We start from the raw sequence: 22,522 nt of genomic DNA, 5'->3' as shown, positions 1-22,522 counted from the left end.
ATTGACTAGTTGGACGTTTTCATTCTAAGATGCTGCTCACCTAAACGACCGGAAGGACTATGAACACATATATCGTGGGCATGAGCATCAGCCCTCCAAGACTCAAGATCGACGACCAGCGTTGCGAGGAAATGGCGTTTGCAACCGCTAGGCAGGCACTGGACCAGGCCGGCATACACCGGCGTGATCTGAACGCGGTCACGCTGGCCACCAGCGACGAAATGGATGGGCGGGCCATCAGCAGCATGTTGATGGCGGGACCTGCCGGCGCCTACCTCAAGGACGAACTGCGCGTCACGGACTCTGGCCTGACTGGCCTGGCAATGGCAGCGATGCGCTGCGCATCGGGCCGCTTCCCGCTCGGCCTGCTGGTGAGCTGGAGTCAGACCTCGCAGATCGACATCGACGACCTCACGCGCATGCGCGCCGAGCCATTCACCCTGCGCCAAATCGGCCTCAACCAGCCGATCTCCGATGGCTTGCAGGCCGGTGCGATGGGCAAGGCGCTGGGCCTTACCGAAGCGCAGGTGGCCGAGCGTGTGGCGCAGCGTATGCAGCAGGGTAGCCGCAACCCGCGCAGTGCCGGTTCGCAGCCACTCACCGCCGACGCCATCGCATCGTCGCCCTTCGTGGCGTGGCCACTTCGCGAGAAACATGCCGCGCCCGCCAGCGACGGCTGCGTCGCCATGGTTCTGGCCTCCGGGCAATGGCTGGAGTCACACCCGGGCACGAAGCCGCTGGCAAGGCTGAAGGCCGTGTCCTCGGGGATCGACCGCTACGCGCTCGGCCAGGAACGGCTGTCGAACCCAGACCTTTTCGAACGCACGCTGGCAGACCTGCTGGTGCGCTGCGGCCGAAACGCGGAAGCAGACATCGATGTGATCGAGTTCGAGGCACAGAACGGTTGGCAGGACCTGGCGCTGGAGAAATGCGCTTCGCGCCACCGCAGGATCGGCGCAGTCAATCCATCGGGAGGCGCGTGGGCGCAGAACCCGCTTTTCTGCACCGGCCTCGTGAATGCCGCCGAAGCCGTCCTCCAGGTTTCGGGCAACGCCGGGGCCCACCAAGTTAGGGGCGCCCGGTTTGCCGTGGCACATGGAAGCCACGGATTCGCCCAGCAGGGCCACACCTTCGCCGCCTTTGAAAGGATTGAAGCATGAGCGAAAACGTCGCGATCATAGGGGTCGGCCAGACCGGGTTCAAGGCCCGCTGGGACTCCCTAACCTACGTAGAACTCGCCCAGCAGGCTGCGATGCGCGCGCTGGCCGACGCCTCGTTGACCATGGACGACATCGACGCAGTCGTCTACTCCATGGCACCCACTCATTTCATGGGCGTACCGGACTGCGACAAATGGGCCGTCGACTACATCGGCGCCAAAGGCAAGCCTTTCCTGCGCGTGCACACGGGTGGCGCAACCGGCGGCTCCGCCTTCCAGGCCGCATGGGCTCATGTGGCCAGTGGCCAGTACCAGCGCGTGCTGGTCGTCGGCGCGGACCGTATCACGGAGACACCGGACGCGCAGTTCATCCTCAACCTGATCTGGGACCCGCTGTACGAGCAGGATTTCGCTCTTAACACCGTCACCATGACGGCCATCGCGACGCAGCGTTACATGGCGCGTCATGGCGTGACAGAGGAGCAGTACGCGCGCGTTGTCGTGCGCGCTCGCAAGAACGCGATGCGCAATCCGAACGCCCACCTGAAAGGCGAGATCAGCATCGATGACGTCATGAACTCGCCGCGCGTGGCCTGGCCCTACAAGCTCTATGACATCTGCCCGCGATCTGCCGGCGCAGCCGCGGTGGTGATCGCCAACGAGGCGTCAGCGCGCAACCTGTGCGACCGTCCGGCCTTCGTCTCAGGAATCGGCGCCGTCACAAACACTGTCTTCATGGGTGACCGCTGCGTGCCCAGCGCCGACTGCGACTTTGCGGAGCACGAAGAGATCGGCATTGCCGCGCGCGAATGCTTTGCGCAGGCCGGCATCACCAGCCCGTCGAAGGAAATCCAGGTTGCTGAACTCTACGACCCGTTCAGTTCGTTCCAGTTTCCCGAGCTGGAGACGATGGGATTCTGTGCGCGCGGCACGGCCGCTCGACTGAGCGACGAAGGCGCCTTCGACCACGGCGGCCTCACGGTAGTAGGCCCGTCGGGCGGCACGCTGTGCACCAACCCCATCGGCGTGACAGGCCTCGTGCGGGTGGCCGATGCAGCGCTACAGGTCATGGGACGTGCTGGCGCCATGCAAGTACCAAACGTACGCAATGCCTTGGCCACCGCCGCGGGCGGCTCCACCCAGTTCTTCACCTGCACGATGCTCTCCGATGAGCCGCGCATGGCATCCAACCACTGAATCGACGAAGGAAAACTCCATGAGCACCGACAACGCCAACCCCGTCATCCTCCCAGCCGAATGGCACGTCCGCTACAACTATCCTGTCGGCGAGACCGGCACGAGGTTCTTCGCGGGCCTGCGCGAGAAGAAGATCCTCGCCACGCGCTGCAGCACCTCGGGCATCAGCTACCTGCCTCCGCGCGCCTATTGCGAGCGTTCGTTTGAGGCGTGCGACGGCTGGGTCGAGGCATCGCAGGAAGGGGTCATCGAATGCGCCACCATCGTGTCCGCTGCGTTCGAGAACCTTCCAGCGCCGCCGTATGCCATTGCCTACGTCCGGCTGGACGGTGTGGACACGGCGCTCGTAAACTTCGTGCGCGGCCTGGACTTGGGCGATGTGAAAAAAGCGGCGAAGAAGCTGGACCCCGGAGCGCGTGTAAAGGTCGTGTTCGACGCCCAACCCAGGGGCAGCATTACCGACTTTCACTACGAGCTGATTTGAAAGCGATGGGCGCGGAAGGACAATACCAGCCTCGCACGACCTGGGCCTTTGATCCACCGTGGCGTTTCTGTGAAACGACTGCGGCGCCGGACAAGACGGCTCTCGCGCGCCCACCGCATCGTCCCGCCGTCTCCGTCAATGGGACTCGCCGTCCGGCGAAAGCGTCGCGCCCTCTTTCTGGTCCGCGGAACGACACGATTCGCCCCCTCGACGATCACGGGACTGCGAGAAACAAGGTGCCTCGCGCCGCGCCAATGACGTCCCGCGAGGTCATTCTCGGACTCCTTGTGAAGGATCTCGCAGCGAGGCACCGCCATCTGGCACTTCGCCATTACCTGATGCTTTGCGCATGCAATTCGGCGATCCCCGGCGAGATCGCCGAACAATGCAGCAAGCTGCTGTCCATTTGCGAGCCACGACGGCTGGCCCGGATTTCCAACGAAGTTCGTCACTGGCACGAGTTGACGATAGGCGTCCCGATCAATGCCGCAGGTCGCGTCCACCAGGCAAGACAATGACACGGCGCTGGTTTGCCCGAGCGCTGTCATTTGCCTGCGAGCAAAACCGCCAGGGTTGCTGTCGCGGATGCATCGAGTCCGAGGGGGGTCTTGCAGAAGTGCACCAAAGTCCCCATCGGACGCGGAAGCACAGGTAAGTTGGTAGGCCGTGTTGGACTTGAACCAACGACCAAAGGATTATGAGTCCTCTGCTCTAACCAACTGAGCTAACGGCCCGCGACCGGCGATTGTAGGCGGCAGCTCCGATCACTTCATTTGTGATGGCTGAGCGCATTGCCCACCAGCTTGGCCGTCACGTCCACGATCTGGATCATGCGTTCGTAAGACATGCGCTGCGGCCCGATCACGCCCAGCGTTCCGACCACCTGGCCATCCACTTCATACGGTGCGGTAACCACCGAGAGGTCTTCGTAGGGCACGACCTGGCTTTCGCCGCCGATGTAGATCCGGACACCATCGGCCTGGGCGGACACGTCGAGCAGGCGAATGAGTTGGGTTTTCTGCTCGAACAGGTCGAACATGCGACGCAGGTTGCCCATGTCACTGGAGAACTCGCTCACCGAGAGCAGGTTGCGCTCGCCGGAAACCACCACTTCGTCCTGCGCCTGGCTCCCTTCGGTACCGATCTCCACCGCCGTCTTCATGAGCTCGGCAATCTCGCCGCGCAAGGCATCGACCTCTGTGCGCAGGCGCTCGCGCACGGCCTCCATGGTGAGGCCGGCATAGTGGGTGTTGAGGAAGTTCGACGCCTCGAGCAACTGGGGCTGGGTGAAGGTGACCTGGGTGTGGATGATGCGGTTCTGGACCTCGCCATCGGGCGAGACGATGATGACCAGCACCCGCCGATCGGACAAACTGAGAAATTCGATGTGGCGGAACACGGAGGTGCGGCGCGGCGCCATGACCACGCCGACAAACTGCGACAGGTTCGAGAGCATCTGCGCAGCGTGACTGATGACGCGGTGCGGCTGGCCCGAATCCAGGCCAGAGGCGGTCATCTCGCTGACGGAAGGCAACGAGTCGCGCCGCACGGTGAGCATGGTGTCCACGAAGAGCCGGTAACCCCTGGCGGTGGGAATGCGGCCGGCCGAGGTGTGCGGGCTGGCAATGAGTCCCAACTCCTCCAGGTCGCTCATGACATTGCGGATGGTGGCGGGCGAAAGCTCCATGCCGGCCGCTTTGGCCAGCGTGCGCGAGCCCACGGGCTGACCGTCGGCGATGTATCGCTCGACGAGAGCCTTGAGCAGCAACTTGGCGCGGTCATCCAACATCGCTTCATTTTAAGGAAGGTCTGCCCTGCGCGACCGGCGAGACACAAGGGTTTTCGGGCAATCCCCCACAAACAAGCTATGTTGTAATTTGCCGCATGAGCCTGCCCCCTGAGACCCGCTCCGCGCCCACCCGCAAGGACAGCCCCCTTCGATTCGCACACGTGGTGATCGTGGGCAAGTACCACGCGCCGGGCGCTCGCCATGCGGTCGACGAGATCGCGAATTTCCTGCACCAGGAGGGGTGCGACGTGTCGCTGGAGCAGGAAACGGCGCTCAACACCGGATTGCTGCAATACCCTGCCCTCGACGTGCCTGCGATGGGCCAGCAATGCGACCTGGCCCTGGTGGTCGGCGGCGACGGCACCATGCTGGGCATCGGGAGGCGCCTGGCGCGCTACGGCGTTCCGCTGGTGGGCATCAACCAGGGCCGCCTGGGTTTCATTACCGACATTCCTTTTGACAGCTACCGAGAAAAGCTGCGTCCCATCCTGCACGGGCACTTCGAAGAAGACCCGCGCGCGCTCATGGCGGCCACCGTCTGGCGCGACGGCCGCTGCGTGTTCGAGGCCACCGCGCTCAACGACGTGGTAGTCAACCGCGGCGGCGTGGCCAGCATGATCGAGCTGCGCGTGGAGGTCGACGGCCACTTCGTGGCAAACCAGCGTGCCGACGGCTTGATCATCGCGTCGCCCACGGGCTCCACCGCTTATGCGCTGTCGGCAGGCGGACCCATGCTGCACCCGTCCCTGGGTGGCTGGGTGATGGTGCCCATCGCGCCGCACACGCTGTCCAACCGGCCGGTGGTGCTGCCCTCGGACTGCGAGATCGCCGTGGAGATCGTCTCGGGGCGAGACGCCAGCGCCAATTTCGACATGCAATCGCTCACCAGCCTGCTGCACGGCGATCGCATCGTGGTTCGCCGCTCCGAGCACGCCCTTCGCCTGTTGCACCCGGTGGGCTGGAGCTATTTCGACACCTTGCGCAAGAAGCTGCACTGGAACGAGGGAGCGTGACCCCATGAGCCTTCGGCGCATCGTCCTGCGGGACTTCGTCATCGTGCAATCGCTCGATCTGGAACTGGCAGCTGGCTTCGGCGTGCTCACGGGCGAGACCGGCGCCGGCAAGTCCATCCTGATTGACGCCTTGCAACTCGCTCTGGGCGCGCGTGCCGAGAGTGGCGTGGTGCGAGAAGGTGCGGCACGCTGCGACATCGCCGCCGAATTCGACGCACCGACCTCGCTGGAACCGTGGCTCGAAGAACAGGGCTTTCCCATCGAGGACAGCTTGCTGCTGCGTCGCACGGTGGATACCGACGGACGCAGCCGCGCCTGGATCAATGGCAGCGCGGCCACCGTGGCGCAGCTCAAGACGCTGGCCGACGGGCTGGTCGACATCCACGGCCAGCATGCCTGGCAGAGCCTGACCCGTGCCGACGCGGTGCGCGATCTGCTCGATGCCTACGCGGGCATCGACACCGGCCCAGCCGCCAGAGCGTGGGCGCATTGGCGCCAGAGCCGCAAGGCGCTGGATGCCGCTACCGAGAAGCAGGCCGCCCTGCAACAGGAGAGCGAGCGCCTGTCCTGGCAGATCGCTGAACTGGACAAGCTTGCGCCGCAAATCGGCGAGTGGAGCGAACTCAATGCGCAGCATGGTCGCCTGGCGAATTCGCAGGCGTTGATGGAAGCCGCTCAAACCGCCATCAACGCCCTGGACGAGGAAGAGGCCAACGCGGCTGGTCTCATCCACCGCGCGCTGGCGGCACTGCAGGCACAGGCGCACATCGAACCTCAGTTCTCTGGTGCCGTCGAGGCTCTAGAAGGCGCGCTTGCTCAGGTGCAGGACAGCGTTCATGGCCTGCATCAGTACTTGCGCCACACCGACCAGGACCCCGGAAGCCTGGAGGCTCTGGACCAGCGACTCGCACTCTGGGTTTCGTTGGCGCGTCGTTACCGGCGTGCGCCGGAAGAGCTGGCCGAGGTCCACGCGCAATGGAGGGACGAACTCGCTCGCGTGGACCAGGCGCTGGACATCGATAGCCTGCAAAAGGCCGAGCGTTCTGCATGGAAAGCGTTTTCCACTGCGCTGCAATCGATCTCAAAGGAACGTCAGAAGGCAGCTCCGAAGCTGTCTAGGGCGGTCACCCAGACCATGCAGACCCTGGGCATGCAAGGCGGCGTCTTCGAGGTCGCGCTGTTGCCGATCGATGAACCCCAGGCCCATGGCGCCGAACAAGTGGAGTTTCGCGTCGCCGGCCACGCGGGCACCACGCCCAAACCGGTGGGCAAGGTCGCTTCTGGCGGTGAACTCTCCCGCATCGCGCTGGCCATCTCGGTCGTCACCAGCCGCCTGGGCCAGGCGCCCACGCTGATCTTCGACGAGGTCGATTCGGGCATTGGTGGCGCCGTGGCCCACACGGTGGGCCAGTTGCTGCGCCAGCTCGGCAAGGATCGGCAGGTGCTGGCCGTGACCCACCTGCCCCAGGTGGCCGCTTGCGCCGACCACCACCTGCTGGTCAGCAAGCAGGCGGTTGGACGCCAGACGCAGAGCACCGTGGCGCCCATCGAACACGAAGCGCGGGTTCGCGAACTCGCTCGCATGCTCGGCGGTGGCGAACAGTCTGAAATCTCGCTGGCGCATGCTCGCGAGATGCTGACCACCTGAGCACTCATCACGATGACGACGCCCATTCCTCCCGAGACACCGACGCAACTTGTGCTGATCACGGGCATGTCCGGCTCGGGAAAATCGGTCGCACTCACAGCACTGGAAGACGTGGGCTTCTACTGTGTGGACAACCTGCCTCCCGAGCTGCTGGAGTCCTTCATCGAGCTCGAGCAGAACCAGCGGGCGGACAAGGTGGCCATCGCCATGGACGTGCGCAGCGCGTCCTCGCTGCCCGGTTTACCTCGGCGTCTGGCACGCCTGCAGAACGACCCCGATCGGCCGGTGAACCTCACCACGGTGTTCCTGGATGCCACCACCGAGACCCTCGTGCGTCGTTTCTCCGAAACCCGCCGGCTGCATCCGCTCTCGCTCAAGATGGCGAACGACCAGCACCGAGCCCTCGTGGATGCCATCGAGCATGAGCGCGAACTGCTGGCCGAGTTGCGCGAGCAGGCGCTGGTGATCGACACCAGTCTGATCCGCCCGATGCGGCTGCGCAGCCAGGTCAAGGACATGCTGGGCGCGACGCAGGCACCGCTGACGCTGGTCTTCGAGTCTTTCGCCTTCAAGCGCGGTGTTCCGATGGACGCGGACTTCGTGTTCGACGTGCGCATGCTGCCCAACCCCCACTACGAAGCCGAGCTCAAGCTGTTGAGCGGGCTGGATCTGCCTGTGGCCGACTACCTGGCCGCGCAACCCGAAGTGGTGCAGATGGAGCAGCAGCTCACCGATTTCCTGCACCACTGGATGCCGCAGATGCTGCGCGACCACCGCAGCTACGTCACGGTGGCCATCGGTTGTACGGGCGGCCAGCACCGTTCGGTGTACCTGGTAGAGCGGTTGGCGCAAGCCTTTCGCGCGGAGTGGTCCACACGTATCCGCCACCGCGAGCTCGACAACTGGCCGCGCACCAGCCCGTAGTCAGATCAGGCGAGCAAGCAACTGGCGCACTGGCGTGGGCAGGCCGTGATCGCCCAGCGAGTCGGCCTCCACCCATTGGCCCCTGCCCGCCACCGGTTCGAATGACTCGGACTTGAGGTCCAGCAGCATCGGGTGCAGGTGCAGTTCGCGGTGCGTGAGGCTGTGCGCCACAGGCTCCAGAGCTTGCAGGACCCCGCGCATTCGCTCGGGCAACGCGTCCAGAAGCTCGTTCTCTGCGGCGAACACGGGTGGGCAATACAGGCCCGCCCAGATGCCCGGTGCGGGTCGACGCTCCAACCAGAAGCGTGCACGTCCAGGTGAATCCTGATTTCGCAACACCAGCAACCACCAGCGCTCGAACTTGCGCGACAGGCGTTTGGTTTTCACCGGAAATCGCTGCACGTCGCCAGCGCGATGGGCGCGGCACAAGGACTGCACCGGACAGTTCGCACACGCCGGTCGACTGCGCTGGCACAGGGTGGCACCCAGGTCCATCAGCCCCTGTGTGTAGGCGGTCATGTCGTCCGGCGTGGGCGTGACGGGCAACAGGGCCTGTGCCATGTCCCAGAGCTCGCGCTGCGGCCCCGCCTGCGCCAGGTCACCTTCAAAAGCCAGCAAGCGCGAGAGCACCCGGCGCACATTGCCATCCAGAATGGAAATGCGCTCACCATGGCAGAACGCCGCGATGGCCGCCGCCGTGGAGGCACCGATGCCGGGCAGTGTCTGCAACACCTCGGCCGAGTCAGGAAAGATGCCGGCGTGGTCTGTCATCACCACCTGCGCGCAGCGATGCAGGTTGCGCGCCCGGCTGTAGTAACCAAGACCACTCCACAAGGCCATCACGTCATCGGGCCGTGCCTCGGCCAGCGCCTTCACATCAGGAAAGCGCTCGAGAAACCGGGGGAAATACGAAAGCACCGTGCTCACCTGCGTCTGCTGCAGCATGACTTCGGAAAGCCACACGCGGTAGGGATCGCGCGTGCCTTGCCAGGGCAGTCCGCTGCGACCGGCACGGCGCTGCCATTCGATGAGGCGCGGAGCGAATTCGCGCGGCAGGGCCGGGCGCGTCATGCCGCCAGAGCTTCGGCGGGTTCGTCCTCGGGAGCCGCGAGCAGGTGATCGGTGAGTTCAGCCAGCTTGGTTTCGAGCTGATTGAGGTCGTCCTGGAGCGACTGCAGTTCACGGATGCGTTCGTCCAGGCCGCCAGCGGCCTGCTGGATGCGCGCGACCGCCTCGATGCGGCGGCTGAAATTCCGGCGACGTTCGCGCAACTGCGCGTCAAGCTGGGCGGCGGCCGACTTGTTCCACAGCTCCACCTCATTGACGGCCGTGTCGTAGACCACGCGCAGGCGGCTCATCAGCGCGCGCGCCAGGCGCTCGGCGAATTCAGGCTGCGCCAGACGCAGTGCATTGCCCAGGCTCAGGTACTGCAGGTGGCTTTTCTCGATGAGGTCGAGATCCTTGACGTACTGACCCAGGCGCGGTGGCGTGGGAGCCTGGAGCGAGAAGCTGTACTCGGCGTTGAGGTTCTTGAAGCTGCCTTCGAGCATGGACTGGATGTCGCCAGCCATGCGGTCGGCCTTGATGAGATCGGCGCGCAGGCGATCAAAGGTCTGGTCGTAGGCGCGGCGCACACCCAGTTTGATGCCGGGCTGCTTGAGTGCCTTGCCCAGCACACCCACCTCCGCCTTGAGGTGCGTGGAACTGAGCAATGCAAACAAATCCTTGAGCAGACGCAGGTGCACCGATCGCACGGCCTGGATCTTCGCGCCGCTGGCGTCGAAGTCGGCCTGTTCCTGTTCGATGCGCAGGCGCATCTGCTTGATCACGCCGGTGTTCTTGCCGCGCAGGCCTTCGAGTTCCTGGATCTGCTCGACGAGGTCGCGGGCACGCGTGTGCACCATGCGGCCTGTCTCGCTGCGCAGCGCCTGAATACCCGAGGCCACCGCTGCGCCCAGAATCTTGCGACGCTGGCCCAGCAGATCCACGCCCAGCGCGGTCTCCAGTTCCATGAGATTGCTGGCCTGCAGCAGCTTCTTGTCGCGGCTCACCTTCGCCAGCAAGCCCTTTTGCGCCGAAACCGCCAGCACCTGGCGCGGCTCCAGGCCCAGAATTTCGGCAGAGTCGGTTCGTTGCGAGGCGATCTGCAGTTGCACCTGTTCGGGGGAACTGAGCGCGTCCCACATGGTGTCGATCTTGTTGAGCACCACCAGGCGCGACTCGCGACCCTCGCCCAACACCGACAGATGCTGCCGCCAGATGGTCAGGTCAGACTTGGTCACGCCCGTGTCGGCGGCCAGGATGAACACCACCGCATGGGCCTGAGGCAGCAGGCTCACGGTGAGCTCGGGCTCGGCGCCGATGGCGTTCAGGCCTGGCGTGTCCAGGATCACCAGGCCCTGCTTCAGCAAGGGATGCGCCATGTTGATGAGCGCATGACGCCAGCGCGGCACTTCGATCAGTCCATCGGGGCCAGGCAGTGGGTTGTCTTCGGGCACGTCCTCATGCCAGAAACCTAGCGCGGCCGCCTCGGCCTGCGTCACCCGCCGCACCTCGGCCACCTTCTGGATCGCGCGCGCCAGTTGCCTGGAATCGGTCACGTCCAGGTCGACGCGCTCCCACTTGTCCGGTGCGTTGCGCCAGTCCAGCAACGACTGGGGCTGCAAGCGGGTTTCAATGGGCAACAGGCGCAGGCAGGGGGGGATCTCGGCGTCGTAGCCCAGCTCGGTGGGGCACATGGTCGTGCGGCCGGCACTCGCGGGCATGATGCGCCGGCCATAGCCGGCGAAGAACACGGCGTTGATCATCTCGGACTTGCCGCGCGAGAACTCGGCCACGAAGGCCACCATGATCTTGTCGTTCTTGACCTGTGCGTGCAGTTGATCCAGGCGCTCGCGCACGCCGGACTCCATCAGATCGTGATCGGTCAGCCATTCGGACAACAGCTTCAGGCGCAAGGCAAACTGCTTGCGCCACACACCGTGTTGCTCGAAATCCTGATTGAAACTCATACGCGCGATGGTCCTTGAATCGGCCAATATAGCATCGCCACCCTGGAGAATGCCGGACGGCTTCCGAGCCCGACAGCCGGGCGCTCCAGCCGCGCCAACGGCGCTCAGGCCTTCTGGCAGACAGAACAGAAAAACGTGGAGCGCTGGCCCTGGCGAATGGTCTTGACCGGTTCACCGCACACCCTGCATGGCAGGCCCTGGCGACCATAGACCATCGCATCAAGCTGGAAGTAACCGCTCTGGCCCTCGGCGCTCGAGAAATCGCGCAGGGTGCTGCCACCCAGCGTTACCGCGCGCTGCAGCACCGCCACAATGGCCGCATGCAGCCTGGCCGCGCGGGGACCGCTCAGCCGATCAGCCCGCAGGGTGGGCCGAATCCCCGCCATGAAAAGTGCCTCGGAAGCATAGATGTTGCCCACGCCCACGACAACGTCACCTGCCAGCAGCACCTGCTTGATGGGCGCACGGCGCTGGCGCAACGCTCGGTGAAAGGCGCCGGGATCGAAAGCACCCTCCTCCAGCGGCTCCACCCCCAGGCCACCGAGCAGTTTGATCGAGCGAGCATCATCCAGCGAAGACGCGTAGACCACCGCGCCAAAACGCCTGGGATCGTGCAGGCGCAGCACGCCCAGGCTGGTGCGCAGCTCGAAGTGATCGTGCGTGCCGGGCGGAGGAAGGGATTGCGCGAACTGCAGGCTGCCCGACATGCCGAGGTGCAACAGCAGCAGGCCTTGATCCAGGTGGATCAGCAGGTATTTGCCGCGCCGGGCCACCGAAAGAATCTCGCGACCCACCAGATCGGCCGGCTCGCAGCCCAGGGGCCAGCGCAAGGGCTTGCCCATCTGGAGGTGCTGCACCCTCGCACCCGCAATGCGATCCGCAAAACTGCGTCGGGTGACTTCGACTTCGGGCAATTCAGGCATGGCGGCCAGGATATTTTTGGTTACTTGTCGAAGGGCTGGAACGGCGGTGAGGTCATCGGATCACACCCGGTTGACCAGAGACCCTTCCATTATCATGATCCGATGAAAAACGCGCCTCGCCACGCCTTCGCCAAACCCTCGCTCGCTGCCAGCCTGATCGCCAGTGGGTTGTTGTGCACAGCACTGGGCGCTGCAGGACAAACCCCCACGCCGCCTACGCCCGCCGCCAGCGAATCGACGCAGGCGGCACCGCAGCCTGTTGTCAATTCGGGACTCGATGCGCCCTTGTTCTTCCAGTTGCTGCTGGGCGAACTCAATGTGCGTGCTGGCGAGCCGGGCACCGGTTACTCGCTCATTCTGGATGCCGCCAGAAAGCAGCGCGATGCCAACCTTTACCGCCGAGCGGTCGAAGTGGCACTGCAGGCACGCTCGGGCGACGCCGCGCTGACGGCCGCTCGTGCGTGGTCGCAAGAGTTGCCCGGTGGTACGGAGTCGAGCCGCTATGTGCTGCAGATCCTGCTCGCGCTGGATCGCGCAGGTGAAACGGCGCCTGTGCTCCGGTCCATCCTGCAGGCCACTGCAGGCGAGCGCAACGACACCATCAACGCCATTCCGCAAACCTATGCGCGTGTGGTCGACAAGGCGCAAGCCGCTGCCGTGGTCCGGGAAGCGCTGGAGCCCTGGTTGAAGCAACCCGCCCATGCCGCCGCGGCCTGGACCACCGTTGGGCGCATGGAACTGGCACAGGATCGCCTGCCGCAGGCGCTCGCAGCGGCGCGACAGGGACACGAAGCCGAGCCGGCATCGCCTTACCCGGCCCTGCTGGCGCTCGAACTCCTGGAGCGCGGCCAGTCTGACGCCGAACCCCTGGTGCGCCGTCAGTTGCTGGCGAGCACCACCGCTTCGCCGGAAGACACGGCGGTCGCACTGGCCTATGCCCGCATCCTGCTCGACCTGCAGCGCAACAGCGACGCGCGTGCGCAACTGGAAACCCTCACCGCACGCCAGCCCGATCAAGCCGAGCCCTGGCTGTTGCTGGGTTCACTGCAGGTGCAGGAGGGCGCCCTGCCCGCCGCCAGCGAATCCTTGCAGAGGTACATGGCGCTGGCCCGCCGCGCTGGCGACGAGCGCTCGGCCCGCGGTCTCACGCAGGCCTACCTGCTCATGGCCCAGGTATCGGAAAAACAGCAGGACTTCGCGGCCGCCAACGCCTGGCTGGACCGGATCGAAAACGCCGACGACATCATGGCCGCTCAGATGCGCCGGGCTTCGCTGCTGGCGCGCCAGGGCCAGTTGCCACAAGCGCGTGCGCTGCTGCGCAACCAGCCCGAACGCCGGCCGGAGGACGCGCGTCTCAAGCTCGTGGCCGAGGCTCAGTTGCTGCGCGACTTCAAGGCCTATCAGCAATCGTATGAAGTCTACGGCGAGGCCATGCAACGGTTTCCGGAAGACACCGAGTTGATCTACGACCGGGCCATGATGGCCGAGAAGGCCGGCAAGAGCGACGAGATGGAGAAGCTGCTGCGCCAGCTCATCGCCGCCAAGCCCGATCACCACCACGCCTACAACGCTTTGGGTTACTCGCTGGCCGACCGCAATGAGCGTCTGGCCGAGGCCAAACAATTGATCGAGAAAGCGGTGTCGCTGGCACCGGGTGATGCCTACATCCAGGACAGCCTGGGCTGGGTCGAGTTCCGGCTGGGCAACGCCCCGCGCGCCCTGGGCATCCTGCAGGCCGCCTATGCGAAGCGCCCGGACCCCGAGATCGCGGCCCACCTGGGTGAGGTGCTCTGGACGCAGGGCCAGCGTGAGCAGGCCCTGAAGATCTGGCGCGAAGGCCTGCTGCTGTCGAACGACAACGAAACCCTGCAGGAAACCCTCAAGCGTCTGCAAGTCAAGCCATGAGCATGGCGGTGCCCGGTCTTCGCAGCGTCTGGCGCATGTTGGGAGCGCTGACCCTGACCGCCCTGCTCGGTGCGTGTGCCACGGCGCCCAAGCCCGTGCAGCCAGGTGAATCGGCCTGGAGCGGGCGCCTTGCCCTCAGCGTGGAGAGCCAGCCCCCGCAATCCTTCTCCGCCGGCTTCGACTTGCGGGGCTCACCCTTGGCCGGCGAACTGCAACTGGTATCTCCCCTGGGCAACACCCTGGCCCTGGTGGTCTGGGACCGCTCTGGCGCCGAATTGCGGCAAGGCGGCCAGATCACCCGGCGCGGCAGCCTGGACGAACTCACGGCCGAGCTCAGTGGCACAGCGGTGCCGGTGGCCGCCTTGTTCGGCTGGCTGAACGGCCAGCCAGGCAATGTGCCTGGCTGGCAGGCCGATCTCACGCGGCAGCCTGAAGGCCGCGTCACCGCGCGCCGCACCGAACCGCTGCCCACGGCCGAACTGCGTGTGGTTTTCCAGCCATGAGTGCCAATCTCCCTTTGCGGCGCCTGCTCGATGTGCCTGCGCCGGCCAAGCTCAACCTGTTCCTGCACATCACCGGCCGCCGGGACGATGGGTATCACCTGCTGCAATCGGTGTTCATGCTGATCGATTGGTGCGATCTGCTGCACTTCGAACGGCGGGACGATGGCGGCATCGATCGGGAAGACATCGGACCCGGCCTGGCCTCTGGCGCCCTGCCTGCCGAAGATCTTTCGGTGCTCGCTGCCAAGGCGCTGCGCGATGCCACCGGCTGCACCCAGGGCGTTCGCATCGGCCTGGAAAAGCGGCTGCCCGCCGAAGCCGGCATGGGTGGCGGCTCTTCGGACGCGGCCACCACGCTGCTGGCCCTCAACCGCCTCTGGGGTCTCGGCCTGACGCGCCGCGAACTCGCCACCATCGGCTTGCGGCTCGGTGCCGACGTGCCTTTCTTCCTGGGTGGGCGCAACGCCTGGGTGGAAGGCGCGGGCGAGCAGATCACGCCACTGCACCTGGCGCCCGCCAGATTCGTTGTGGTGAAGCCCCCAACCGGGGCCTCCACGCAGCGCATATTCGGCTCGCCAGAGCTCAAACGGGACACAAAAACTGCTACAATCCAAGGCTTTGCTGCAAACGACGCGGGAAACAAAACCGACGCAATGGGCAGAGGGTTCCAGGCTTCTGGGGCGCTTGATATCCAGGAAATCCTGGCTTTCGGGCACAACGACCTTCAACCCGTGGCCGAGGCGATCTGCCCCGAAGTGGGTCACTGCATTCAATGGCTGAAAAGCCAGGGCTTGCAGTCGCGCATGACCGGATCGGGCACCGCGGTGTTTGCGCATCTGGCGCAGGCCAAGAACCTGACACCCGCCCCTGGCGGCTGGACGGTTCGGGAATGCGCCAACATGGATGCACATCCATTGCTCGACTGGTGCACCGACTAGAATCGGCCAGCGCACAGCCCAGGCAGTGGTTGCGCAACCAGCGACGTTTTTTGGTGGGCCGTCCGACATCGCGTCAAACGGCCCTCCTGCGTAGGGGAGTCGCCAAGTTGGTAAAGGCACTGGATTTTGATTCCAGCATGCGAGGGTTCGAGTCCTTCCTCCCCTGCCACCCATTTTTTTGAGCCAATCAGGTAGGCACACGGCCACGCAGGACGCGGCCGTCGTTCAAACCGCTGGGAACACCATGCAAGTTCAGCCCCCGGATTTCATGATCTTCACCGGCAATGCCAACCCGGTGCTGGCATCCGAGATCGCCCAACATCTGGGCACGCAACTCGGCGCGGCCAACGTAGGCCGCTTTTCCGACGGTGAAGTGACGGTCGAGATCACCCAGAACGTGCGCGCACGCCACGTCTTCGTGGTGCAGTCCACCTGCGCACCGACCAACGAGAACCTGATGGAGCTGCTCATCATGGTCGACGCGCTCAAGCGTGCCTCGGCCGAGCGCATCTCCGCGGTCATCCCCTATTACGGCTATGCCCGCCAGGACCGCCGTCCGCGTTCGGCGCGTGTGCCGATCTCGGCCAAGGTGGTGGCCAACCTGCTGCAGACCGTCGGCGTCAACCGCGTGCTCACCATGGACCTGCACGCCGACCAGATCCAGGGTTTCTTCGACATCCCGGTCGACAACATCTACGCCTCGCCTGTGCTGCTCGGCGATCTGCGCACGAAGAACTACGAAGACCTGCTGGTGGTCTCGCCCGACGTGGGTGGCGTGGTTCGCGCGCGCGCTCTGGCCAAGCAGCTCAACTGCGACATGGCCATCATCGACAAGCGCCGCCCGAAGGCCAACGTCTCCGAGGTCATGCATGTGATCGGCGACATCGATGGCCGCAACTGCGTGATCATGGACGACATGATCGACACCGCCGGCACGCTGGTCAAAGCCGCCGAAGTGCTCAAGGAACGTGGCGCCAAGAACGTCTATGCCTATTGCACGCACCCGATCTTCTCGGGCCCGGCCATCGAGCGCATCGCCAAGGGCAGCGCGCTCGACGAAGTCGTGGTGACCAACACCATCCCCCTTTCGCAGGCCGCGCAGGCCTGCTCCAAGATTCGCCAGCTCTCCGTGGCGCCGTTGATGGCCGAGACCATCGCGCGCATCGCTTCCGGAGAGTCGGTCATGAGTTTGTTCGCCGATCAGGACAACCTGTTCTAAGGTTCCTGAAGGCGGCAAAAGGCGGGTGGCGTCCATGGTGGGCGCCGCTCTTTTGAAACAGAGGCGTTCTGGTCGCGGAACCCCTCCATTGGAGAATGACATGCAATTCGTCGCTTTTGAGCGCGCCAAGCAGGGTACGGGTGCGAGCCGCCGTCTGCGCAACACCGGTCGCGCGCCCGGTATCGTTTTCGGCGGTGAAACGCCGGCTGCCACGATCGAACTCGATCACAACGCCCTGTGGCACGCCCTGAAGAAGGAAGCGTTCCACTCGTCCATCCTCGACATGGAACTGGGTGGCAAGGTGCAGAAAGTGCTGCTGCGCGATGTGCAGTACCACCCTTACAAGCCGCAAGTGCTGCACGTTGATTTCCAGCGCGTGGACAACAAGACCCGCCTGCGCAAGAAGGTGCCTCTGCACTTTGTCAACGCGGAAAACTCGCCGGCCGTCAAGACGGACAAGTGCGTGATCAGCCACGTGATGAACGACATCGAAATCGAGTGCCTGGCCACCCAACTGCCTGAGTTCATCGAAGTTGATCTGGGTGAAGTCACCAAGGGCGCCACCGTGCACACCGGCGACATCAAACTGTCCAAGGGTGTCAAGCTCGTGATGCACGGCCGCAAGAACCTCACCGTGGCGACCGTGGTCGAGCCGGTGGAAGAAGTGGTCGCCGCGCCCGTTGCCGCCCCCGCTGACGACAAGAAGGCTGCCGCCAAAGGCAAGGGCAAGAAGTAAGGATGCGCCCACGCTCCGCCGCTGCGCGGGTCGCTGCCCCCCAAGGGAGCTGATCCGGCTTGGGGCGGCCCGGCGCCGGATCGTCTTCCCAGCCTCAGAAAGGCCCGCTCGTGCGGGCCTTTCTGTTTTCCGCCTCGATAATCCCAACCCATGATCAAACTCATCGCCGGCCTGGGCAACCCGGGACCGGAATACGAACACACACGCCACAACGCCGGCTTCTGGTGGGTAGACGAGGCAGCGCGTCTGCTCAAGGTTTCACTGCAGATGGAACGCGGCCACTTCGGCCTGGTAGCGCGCGCCAGCGTGGCAGGCCAGAGCGTCTGGCTGGTCGAGCCGCAGACCTTCATGAACCTGTCGGGCAAGACAGTGGCCTCGGTGGCACGCTTCTTCAAGATCGCGCCGGAGGAGGTGCTGGTGGTGCACGACGAGCTCGACCTGCCACCGGGTGAAGCCAAGCTGAAGAAGGGTGGCGGGCACGCCGGCCACAACGGCCTGCGCGATATCCATGCCCAGCTGGGCAGTCCCGACTACTGGCGGCTGCGCGTGGGCATCGGACACCCTGGCAACAAGAACGAGGTGGCGAACTGGGTATTGAAGAAACCCTCGCCGGACGACCGCATCGCCATCGCGCAGGCGCTGGACCGCAGCCTGAAGGCCCTGCCCGACCTGATCGCGGGCGAGATGGACAAGGCCACTGCGCTCATCCACACCAGCAAGCCGCCGCGACCCAAGCCGCCGCGACCCGCTGAAACGACGCCTCAACCCGAGACGGGTGGTGGCGCCTCACCGGCCGCCGACAAGGGCTGACCGGTTTTCTGCAGACGCTGGTACTTCTGCCAGAGCGTCTCGCGCGACTCGATGTGTTCCGGGTTGATCGGAATGCAACTCACCGGACAGACCTGCACGCACTGCGGCTCGTCGAAATGGCCCACGCACTCGGTGCATCGCGCCGGGTCGATTTCGTAGATCTCCTCGCCCATGTAAATGGCCTGGTTCGGACATTCGGGCTCGCACACATCGCAATTGATGCATTCGTCGGTGATCAACAGGGCCATGCAGCAGCTCCTGTTCAGGCCTGCAGCGGCCTCGGCAACAAACGCCTTGCCACCGGCTCGCTGACCATCTGTGAGACATCGCCGCCCAACTGCGAGATCTCTCGCACCAGCGTGCTGGAGATGCATTGCAGCTCGGCCTGCGGCAGCAGGAACACCGTCTCCACCGCCGGGTTCAGCTTGCGGTTCATCGCCGCCATCTGGGCTTCGTAGTCGAAGTCGGTGAGGTTTCGGATCCCACGCACCACGGCGGTCGCGACCTGCTGGCGGCAGAAGTCCATGATGAGGCCATCGAAGGGCAGGACGCGAACGCGGCCGGGCATGCGTGCGGCGACTTCAGCCACCATGTCCAGCCGTTCCTGCAACGAAAACCGCGTCTTCTTGTGGTGCGCCATCGCGACCGCGACGATCACCTCGTCGAACAGCAGCGCGGCGCGGCGCGTCACGTCTTCATGGCCCAGTGTGATGGGATCGAAGGTGCCGCTGTAGACCGCCACGCGCGCGGTGCCGGCAGGGGAAGCGAGGGCTGAGCTCATGCGCAGGATTATGCGCGAGGGCCCCCTGCAGCCACTTCACTGCGCCTGCAATGGCCGCAACAGGTGAAAGGCCACCGCGCCGGCCTTGCCATGGCGGTGCAACTGCAGGCCGAGCCGCGCGAGTTCGTCATCTCCCCAGGCGCGGGGCGCCTCGAGGTAGACCAGGCCTTCTTCGTGCACCGCCTGTCGCGCTGCGGCCAGGGCCGCCAGCACCAGCGCATCGTTCTCTCCTTCGGCAAAAGGCGGGTCGAGAAAGACCACGTCCAGTCCCTGGCCTGCGCGCTGGCGCAGCGCGGCCACGCCGTCGCCCCGCTCGACGCGCACGGTATCGGCCTTGAGTCTGGTGACGGTGCGGCTCAGGTTGCCCAGCAGCGTCGCGTCCTGCTCGACCAGCACCACCTCTGCAGCACCACGCGAGGCCGATTCCAGCCCGAGCGCTCCCGTGCCGGCGAAGGCATCCAGGCAACGCCAGCCTGTCAGGTCCTGCCCCAGCCAGTTGAAAAGGGTTTCCCGCACGCGCGAGGGCGTGGGGCGCAGGCCGGGCCGATCGGCCACGGGTAACTTCGTGCGCTTCCACTGGCCGCCAATGATGCGAACTTCTCGCGGTGCATTGACGGGCACGCGGGTGGCGCTGGCAGGGGATTTCTTCATGCCGCCGAGCTTAACGCCAGCCCATGACTCAGGGCTTGGCGCCCACCACCACGGTGACCATGCGATCGGGCTGGATTGCCTGGGCAAAGGCGCGCCGGATGTCGGCCACGCTCACGCGCCGCACCTGTTCGGTCCAGGTGTCCAGGTAGTCCAGCGGCAGGCCGTTCCAGGCGATGTTGGCCACGTTGTCAAGCAGCTTGCGGTTGCTGTCGATGCGCAGCGCGAAACCATTGATGAGGAAGTCCTTGGCCGCTTGCAGCTCGGCCTCGGTGGGGCCTTGCGCCACGAAGTTGCGCACCACCTCGCGCGACACGTCCACCGCTTGCGCGGCCTGGTCCGGGCGCGTGGTCAGCCCGATCTGGAACGCCCCGGCATGGCGGCCGGGCGAGAAGTAGCTGTAGACGCTGTAGCTCAGGCCGCGTTTCTCGCGCACCTCGGTGGTCAGCCGCGAAACGAAGCCACCTCCACCCAGGATGTAGTTGCCCACGAACAGGGGAAAGAAATCCGGATGGTCGCGCGCGATGCCGGGTTGGCCGATCAGCACCTGGGCCTGCGCCGCGTCGAACGGCAGGCGCTCTTCCACGGCACGCGACAGGGCGGACACCTCGGGCACGCTGGGCAGGGTGGCGCAGCCGTGCGGTTGCACCGCCGCCATGAGCTGGCCCACGATGCGGTCGGCGCGTGCGCGGTCGATGGCACCCACCATCGTCACCTGCGCGCGGCAAGCCACCACATGCCGGCGGTAGAAGGCCCGCATGTCGGCCACACCGATGGCCTGCAGAGTGGGGGTCTCGGTTTGCTGCCCATAGGGATGGTCACCGTACACCGCACGAGCGAAAGCGCGACCCGCGAGGGTGCCCGGCCGGTTCTCGGCTTCCTTGAGGGACGCCAGCATGCGTTCGCGGTCACGCTGCCACACGCGCTCGGGCCAGGCCGGCGCGGCCAACTGGCGCGCAGCCAGGGTCACGGCGCGGTCGAGCAGATCGGGCTCCGTGAGGGTGCGCAGCGAGACGCTGAAACGGTCGGTACCGGCCTGCGCCCCGAACTGGGCACCCAGATCCACCCAGGCTTCACTCAACTGGTTTTCGTCCAGCGCGGGCTGTCCGCCCTGAGCGGCCACACCGCCCGATAGCAAGCCCGCCGTCACGCTGGCGAGTCCCGCCTGCCGCGCGGGTTCGCGCCGGCTGCCGCCGTCGAAATCGACCTGCACGTCCAGCATGGGAATGGAGGGGCTGGACACCAGGTAGACGCGCGCACCGCTGGCATGCCTCCAGTGCTCGATGGGAATCGCAGCTTGGGCGGGAAACCCGGCCAGCAGGGCCAGCGCGGTAGTGATCAGCGCAGCCCACCTTGCGATGAGCCTGCGGGACGGTTGAGATGGGAATGTCATGTTCACTTCGCTGCAGGCTGCGTGGGCACCAGCACGGCGGTGGTGAGTTGCTCGTCAGAGAAATAGCGCTGCGCGACCGACTGCACCTGCGCGGCGGAAACGTCCCGCAGGCGCGCCATGAGCCGGTCGCCGGTGTCCAGACCCATGCCGTTGATCCAGTAACTGCCGAGTTCGCGGGCCTGGCTCACCACGGAGTCGAGCTTGTAGACCTCGCTCGCGGTCCACTGCGTCTTCACGCGTCGCAACTCCGCTTCACTGACCCCTTCGCGCGCGATGCGGGTCACCTCCGCCTTGAGGGCAGCAGCGGCCATCTCGGCACTGATGCCCCTGGCCGGGACCGCGCTCAGCACGAACTCCTGCGGGCCCCGACCCATCAGGCCGAAGGAAGCGCTGGCGCCGTCGGCGATGCGCTTGCCGCCATGGCCCGAACCCTGCACGAGGGCGCGGTCCAGTCGCGCACCGCTGTAGCCGTCGAGCACGGCAGACAGCACGGTGAGCGCCAGCGCGTCCTGGCTCGCGGGGGTGTCATCGCCCTGCCAGCGCGGCGCCTTGTAGACCAGCGCCACCAGCGCCTGATCGGCCACGGCACGGTATTCCATGCGGCGTGGCCCCATCTGCGGCGGCTCCTCGCGCGGCTTTCTGGCCGGCACAGCGCGCGCAGGGATCGAGCCGTAGTGTTTCTGCGCCCATGCCAGCACCTGGTCCGCATCCACGTCACCGGCCACCACCACGGCGGCATTCGAAGGGCTGTACCACTGGCGGTAGAAGGTGCGCGCGTCGTCGGGCGTCATGGCGTCCAGATCGCTCATCCAGCCGATGATGGGCCGGCGGTACGGACTGGCCTGGTACACCATCGCGTTGAGGGCCTCGAACATGCGGGAGCGCGGTGACTCCTCGGTGCGTTGCCGACGCTCTTCCTTGATGACCTCGATCTCGCGCCGGAACTCCTCGTCGTCCCACTGGTTGCGAGCGAACCGGTCGGCTTCGAGCTTCATCACGTCCTCCAGGCGCTCGGCCGGCACCTGCTGATGGAAAGCCGTGGCATCGCGGCTGGTGAAAGCGTTTTCGCGACCGCCCAACGCCGCCACGCGGCGCGAGAACTCGCCAGGGGCAAGATCGGGCGTGCCCTTGAACATCATGTGTTCCAGCACGTGCGCCACGCCGGAGGTGCCATCGACTTCGTCCATCGAACCCACCCGAACCCACAGCATGTGCACCGCCGTGGGCGCTCGCCGGTCCGGCCGAACGATCAGTGTCATGCCATTGGCCAGCGTGAAGGAACGTGCTGCAGAACTGGTTTTCGGCGCGGGTGATGCGGCCACCGGCGCGGACGCTTGCGCATGCAAGCCACCTGGGAGCGTGAGCGCGAAGGCCAGAACCAGAGGGGGAAGGGATGCACCCAGGCGGGCGAAGTGCAGGCGTGGGAAGCGTTTCATAGAAT

21 protein-coding genes and 2 tRNA genes are annotated in these 22,522 nt (G+C 65.4%); 13 read left to right on the top strand and 10 right to left on the bottom strand.

The features are described from left to right. Positions 1 to 59 precede the first annotated feature (59 nt). The 3 genes from ACTIF6_RS21440 to ACTIF6_RS21430 are packed head-to-tail and all read left to right on the top strand — an operon-like array spanning position 60 to position 2,840. Complete coding sequence (locus ACTIF6_RS21440) at positions 60 to 1,160, top strand: thiolase C-terminal domain-containing protein (RefSeq protein WP_439589857.1); 1,101 nt, start codon at positions 60 to 62, stop codon at positions 1,158 to 1,160. Beyond that, a complete protein-coding gene (locus ACTIF6_RS21435) occupies positions 1,157 to 2,356 on the top strand; it encodes a thiolase family protein (protein WP_439589856.1) in 1,200 nt (399 codons plus the stop codon). Before ACTIF6_RS21440 ends, ACTIF6_RS21435 begins: the two co-directional genes overlap by 4 nt. 19 nt (positions 2,357 to 2,375) lie before the next feature. Then, positions 2,376 to 2,840, top strand: coding sequence for a Zn-ribbon domain-containing OB-fold protein (locus ACTIF6_RS21430; protein ID WP_439589855.1), 465 nt, complete (start codon positions 2,376 to 2,378; stop codon positions 2,838 to 2,840). A 657-nt stretch (positions 2,841 to 3,497) separates the two neighbouring features. Here the strand turns inward: ACTIF6_RS21430 and ACTIF6_RS21425 are convergent. After that, positions 3,498 to 3,574: transfer RNA gene (locus ACTIF6_RS21425), tRNA-Ile, on the bottom strand. A 35-nt stretch (positions 3,575 to 3,609) separates the two neighbouring features. Further along, positions 3,610 to 4,629 carry a heat-inducible transcriptional repressor HrcA gene (gene hrcA, locus ACTIF6_RS21420; protein WP_439589854.1) on the bottom strand — a complete coding sequence of 340 codons (1,020 nt, stop codon included), beginning with the start codon at positions 4,627 to 4,629 and terminating at the stop codon, positions 3,610 to 3,612. A gap of 95 nt (positions 4,630 to 4,724) precedes the next feature. Between hrcA and ACTIF6_RS21415 the strand changes: the two genes are divergently transcribed. Genes ACTIF6_RS21415 through rapZ form a run of 3 tightly spaced genes read left to right on the top strand, consistent with a single transcriptional unit; the run spans position 4,725 to position 8,214 of the window. Continuing rightward, entirely contained in the window at positions 4,725 to 5,642 is a 918-nt protein-coding gene (locus ACTIF6_RS21415) for an NAD kinase (protein ID WP_439589853.1), read from the top strand. 4 nt (positions 5,643 to 5,646) lie between these two features. Next, positions 5,647 to 7,290, top strand: coding sequence for a DNA repair protein RecN (gene recN / locus ACTIF6_RS21410; protein WP_439589852.1), 1,644 nt, complete (start codon positions 5,647 to 5,649; stop codon positions 7,288 to 7,290). A 12-nt stretch (positions 7,291 to 7,302) separates the two neighbouring features. After that, a complete protein-coding gene (rapZ, locus tag ACTIF6_RS21405) occupies positions 7,303 to 8,214 on the top strand; it encodes an RNase adapter RapZ (protein ID WP_439589851.1) in 912 nt (303 codons plus the stop codon). Here rapZ and mutY read toward each other — a convergent pair whose 3' ends face one another. The 3 genes from mutY to mutM form a co-directional block, all read right to left on the bottom strand. Beyond that, positions 8,215 to 9,285 carry an A/G-specific adenine glycosylase gene (gene mutY / locus ACTIF6_RS21400; protein ID WP_439589850.1) on the bottom strand — a complete coding sequence of 357 codons (1,071 nt, stop codon included), beginning with the start codon at positions 9,283 to 9,285 and terminating at the stop codon, positions 8,215 to 8,217. Further along, entirely contained in the window at positions 9,282 to 11,225 is a 1,944-nt protein-coding gene (locus tag ACTIF6_RS21395; RefSeq protein ID WP_439589849.1) for a dynamin family protein, read from the bottom strand. The genes mutY and ACTIF6_RS21395 overlap by 4 nt, the downstream gene beginning before the upstream one ends. 104 nt (positions 11,226 to 11,329) lie before the next feature. Beyond that, positions 11,330 to 12,148 carry a bifunctional DNA-formamidopyrimidine glycosylase/DNA-(apurinic or apyrimidinic site) lyase gene (gene mutM / locus ACTIF6_RS21390; RefSeq protein WP_439589848.1) on the bottom strand — a complete coding sequence of 273 codons (819 nt, stop codon included), beginning with the start codon at positions 12,146 to 12,148 and terminating at the stop codon, positions 11,330 to 11,332. Between the two features lie 102 nt (positions 12,149 to 12,250). On the opposite strand from mutM, the gene ACTIF6_RS21385 reads away from it, so the two are divergent. The 7 genes from ACTIF6_RS21385 (at position 12,251) to pth (ending at position 18,259) form a co-directional block, all read left to right on the top strand. Then, positions 12,251 to 14,053: a tetratricopeptide repeat protein gene (locus tag ACTIF6_RS21385; protein WP_439589847.1), complete on the top strand. Its 1,803-nt coding sequence runs from the start codon at positions 12,251 to 12,253 to the stop codon at positions 14,051 to 14,053. After that, complete coding sequence (locus tag ACTIF6_RS21380) at positions 14,050 to 14,556, top strand: lipoprotein insertase outer membrane protein LolB (RefSeq protein WP_439589846.1); 507 nt, start codon at positions 14,050 to 14,052, stop codon at positions 14,554 to 14,556. Before ACTIF6_RS21385 ends, ACTIF6_RS21380 begins: the two co-directional genes overlap by 4 nt. Positions 14,557 to 14,570: 14 nt before the next feature. Continuing rightward, entirely contained in the window at positions 14,571 to 15,494 is a 924-nt protein-coding gene (gene ispE / locus ACTIF6_RS21375; RefSeq protein ID WP_439589871.1) for a 4-(cytidine 5'-diphospho)-2-C-methyl-D-erythritol kinase, read from the top strand. Positions 15,495 to 15,586: 92 nt separating this feature from the next. Continuing rightward, positions 15,587 to 15,663, top strand: a tRNA-Gln gene (locus ACTIF6_RS21370). Positions 15,664 to 15,738: 75 nt separating this feature from the next. Beyond that, positions 15,739 to 16,713: a ribose-phosphate pyrophosphokinase gene (locus tag ACTIF6_RS21365; RefSeq protein ID WP_086125522.1), complete on the top strand. Its 975-nt coding sequence runs from the start codon at positions 15,739 to 15,741 to the stop codon at positions 16,711 to 16,713. 100 nt (positions 16,714 to 16,813) lie between these two features. Beyond that, a complete protein-coding gene (locus ACTIF6_RS21360) occupies positions 16,814 to 17,449 on the top strand; it encodes a 50S ribosomal protein L25/general stress protein Ctc (protein WP_439589845.1) in 636 nt (211 codons plus the stop codon). Positions 17,450 to 17,599: 150 nt separating this feature from the next. After that, on the top strand, positions 17,600 to 18,259 hold the full coding sequence (pth, locus tag ACTIF6_RS21355) for an aminoacyl-tRNA hydrolase (protein ID WP_439589844.1): 660 nt from the start codon (positions 17,600 to 17,602) through the stop codon (positions 18,257 to 18,259). Here pth and ACTIF6_RS21350 read toward each other — a convergent pair. From ACTIF6_RS21350 to ACTIF6_RS21330, 5 genes are read right to left on the bottom strand one after another with little or no spacing between them, the layout of a single operon-like run. Beyond that, positions 18,211 to 18,507 (bottom strand): YfhL family 4Fe-4S dicluster ferredoxin, encoded by a 297-nt coding sequence (locus ACTIF6_RS21350; protein WP_439589843.1) that lies wholly within the window; start codon positions 18,505 to 18,507, stop codon positions 18,211 to 18,213. The genes pth and ACTIF6_RS21350 overlap by 49 nt on opposite strands. Positions 18,508 to 18,521: 14 nt before the next feature. Next, the gene (gene coaD / locus ACTIF6_RS21345; protein WP_439589842.1) at positions 18,522 to 19,040 is read right to left on the bottom strand and encodes a pantetheine-phosphate adenylyltransferase; all 519 of its coding nucleotides are present in this window, start codon (positions 19,038 to 19,040) and stop codon (positions 18,522 to 18,524) included. Between the two features lie 36 nt (positions 19,041 to 19,076). Then, positions 19,077 to 19,691, bottom strand: coding sequence for a 16S rRNA (guanine(966)-N(2))-methyltransferase RsmD (gene rsmD / locus ACTIF6_RS21340; RefSeq protein WP_439589841.1), 615 nt, complete (start codon positions 19,689 to 19,691; stop codon positions 19,077 to 19,079). A 28-nt stretch (positions 19,692 to 19,719) separates the two neighbouring features. Beyond that, the gene (locus tag ACTIF6_RS21335; protein ID WP_439589840.1) at positions 19,720 to 21,081 is read right to left on the bottom strand and encodes a M16 family metallopeptidase; all 1,362 of its coding nucleotides are present in this window, start codon (positions 21,079 to 21,081) and stop codon (positions 19,720 to 19,722) included. Positions 21,082 to 21,083: 2 nt separating this feature from the next. After that, positions 21,084 to 22,517, bottom strand: a complete 1,434-nt coding sequence (locus ACTIF6_RS21330; protein WP_439589839.1) for a M16 family metallopeptidase — start codon at positions 22,515 to 22,517, stop codon at positions 21,084 to 21,086. Between the last annotated feature and the right edge of the window lie 5 nt (positions 22,518 to 22,522).

It is taken from the genome of Hydrogenophaga sp., from assembly GCF_051860785.1.
Taxonomy (GTDB): Bacteria; Pseudomonadota; Gammaproteobacteria; order Burkholderiales; family Burkholderiaceae_C; genus Hydrogenophaga.
This window is presented reverse-complemented; position numbering and strand designations above follow the sequence as displayed.

What these genes read in the sequence shown, in the direction of transcription:
- ACTIF6_RS21395 (WP_439589849.1), bottom strand. Translation starts at nt 11,225, where the DNA reads ATGAGTTTCAATCAGGATTTCGAGCAACACGGTGTGTGGCGCAAGCAG.
- ACTIF6_RS21350 (WP_439589843.1), bottom strand. Translation starts at nt 18,507, where the DNA reads ATGGCCCTGTTGATCACCGACGAATGCATCAATTGCGATGTGTGCGAG.
- mutM (WP_439589848.1), bottom strand. Translation starts at nt 12,148, where the DNA reads ATGCCTGAATTGCCCGAAGTCGAAGTCACCCGACGCAGTTTTGCGGAT.
- ACTIF6_RS21440 (WP_439589857.1), top strand. Translation starts at nt 60, where the DNA reads ATGAACACATATATCGTGGGCATGAGCATCAGCCCTCCAAGACTCAAG.
- ACTIF6_RS21435 (WP_439589856.1), top strand. Translation starts at nt 1,157, where the DNA reads ATGAGCGAAAACGTCGCGATCATAGGGGTCGGCCAGACCGGGTTCAAG.
- ACTIF6_RS21365 (WP_086125522.1), top strand. Translation starts at nt 15,739, where the DNA reads ATGCAAGTTCAGCCCCCGGATTTCATGATCTTCACCGGCAATGCCAAC.
- pth (WP_439589844.1), top strand. Translation starts at nt 17,600, where the DNA reads ATGATCAAACTCATCGCCGGCCTGGGCAACCCGGGACCGGAATACGAA.
- ACTIF6_RS21380 (WP_439589846.1), top strand. Translation starts at nt 14,050, where the DNA reads ATGAGCATGGCGGTGCCCGGTCTTCGCAGCGTCTGGCGCATGTTGGGA.
- ACTIF6_RS21330 (WP_439589839.1), bottom strand. Translation starts at nt 22,517, where the DNA reads ATGAAACGCTTCCCACGCCTGCACTTCGCCCGCCTGGGTGCATCCCTT.
- rapZ (WP_439589851.1), top strand. Translation starts at nt 7,303, where the DNA reads ATGACGACGCCCATTCCTCCCGAGACACCGACGCAACTTGTGCTGATC.
- ACTIF6_RS21385 (WP_439589847.1), top strand. Translation starts at nt 12,251, where the DNA reads ATGAAAAACGCGCCTCGCCACGCCTTCGCCAAACCCTCGCTCGCTGCC.
- ACTIF6_RS21335 (WP_439589840.1), bottom strand. Translation starts at nt 21,081, where the DNA reads ATGACATTCCCATCTCAACCGTCCCGCAGGCTCATCGCAAGGTGGGCT.
- hrcA (WP_439589854.1), bottom strand. Translation starts at nt 4,629, where the DNA reads ATGTTGGATGACCGCGCCAAGTTGCTGCTCAAGGCTCTCGTCGAGCGA.
- mutY (WP_439589850.1), bottom strand. Translation starts at nt 9,285, where the DNA reads ATGACGCGCCCGGCCCTGCCGCGCGAATTCGCTCCGCGCCTCATCGAA.
- rsmD (WP_439589841.1), bottom strand. Translation starts at nt 19,691, where the DNA reads ATGAAGAAATCCCCTGCCAGCGCCACCCGCGTGCCCGTCAATGCACCG.
- coaD (WP_439589842.1), bottom strand. Translation starts at nt 19,040, where the DNA reads ATGAGCTCAGCCCTCGCTTCCCCTGCCGGCACCGCGCGCGTGGCGGTC.
- recN (WP_439589852.1), top strand. Translation starts at nt 5,647, where the DNA reads ATGAGCCTTCGGCGCATCGTCCTGCGGGACTTCGTCATCGTGCAATCG.
- ACTIF6_RS21360 (WP_439589845.1), top strand. Translation starts at nt 16,814, where the DNA reads ATGCAATTCGTCGCTTTTGAGCGCGCCAAGCAGGGTACGGGTGCGAGC.
- ACTIF6_RS21430 (WP_439589855.1), top strand. Translation starts at nt 2,376, where the DNA reads ATGAGCACCGACAACGCCAACCCCGTCATCCTCCCAGCCGAATGGCAC.
- ACTIF6_RS21415 (WP_439589853.1), top strand. Translation starts at nt 4,725, where the DNA reads ATGAGCCTGCCCCCTGAGACCCGCTCCGCGCCCACCCGCAAGGACAGC.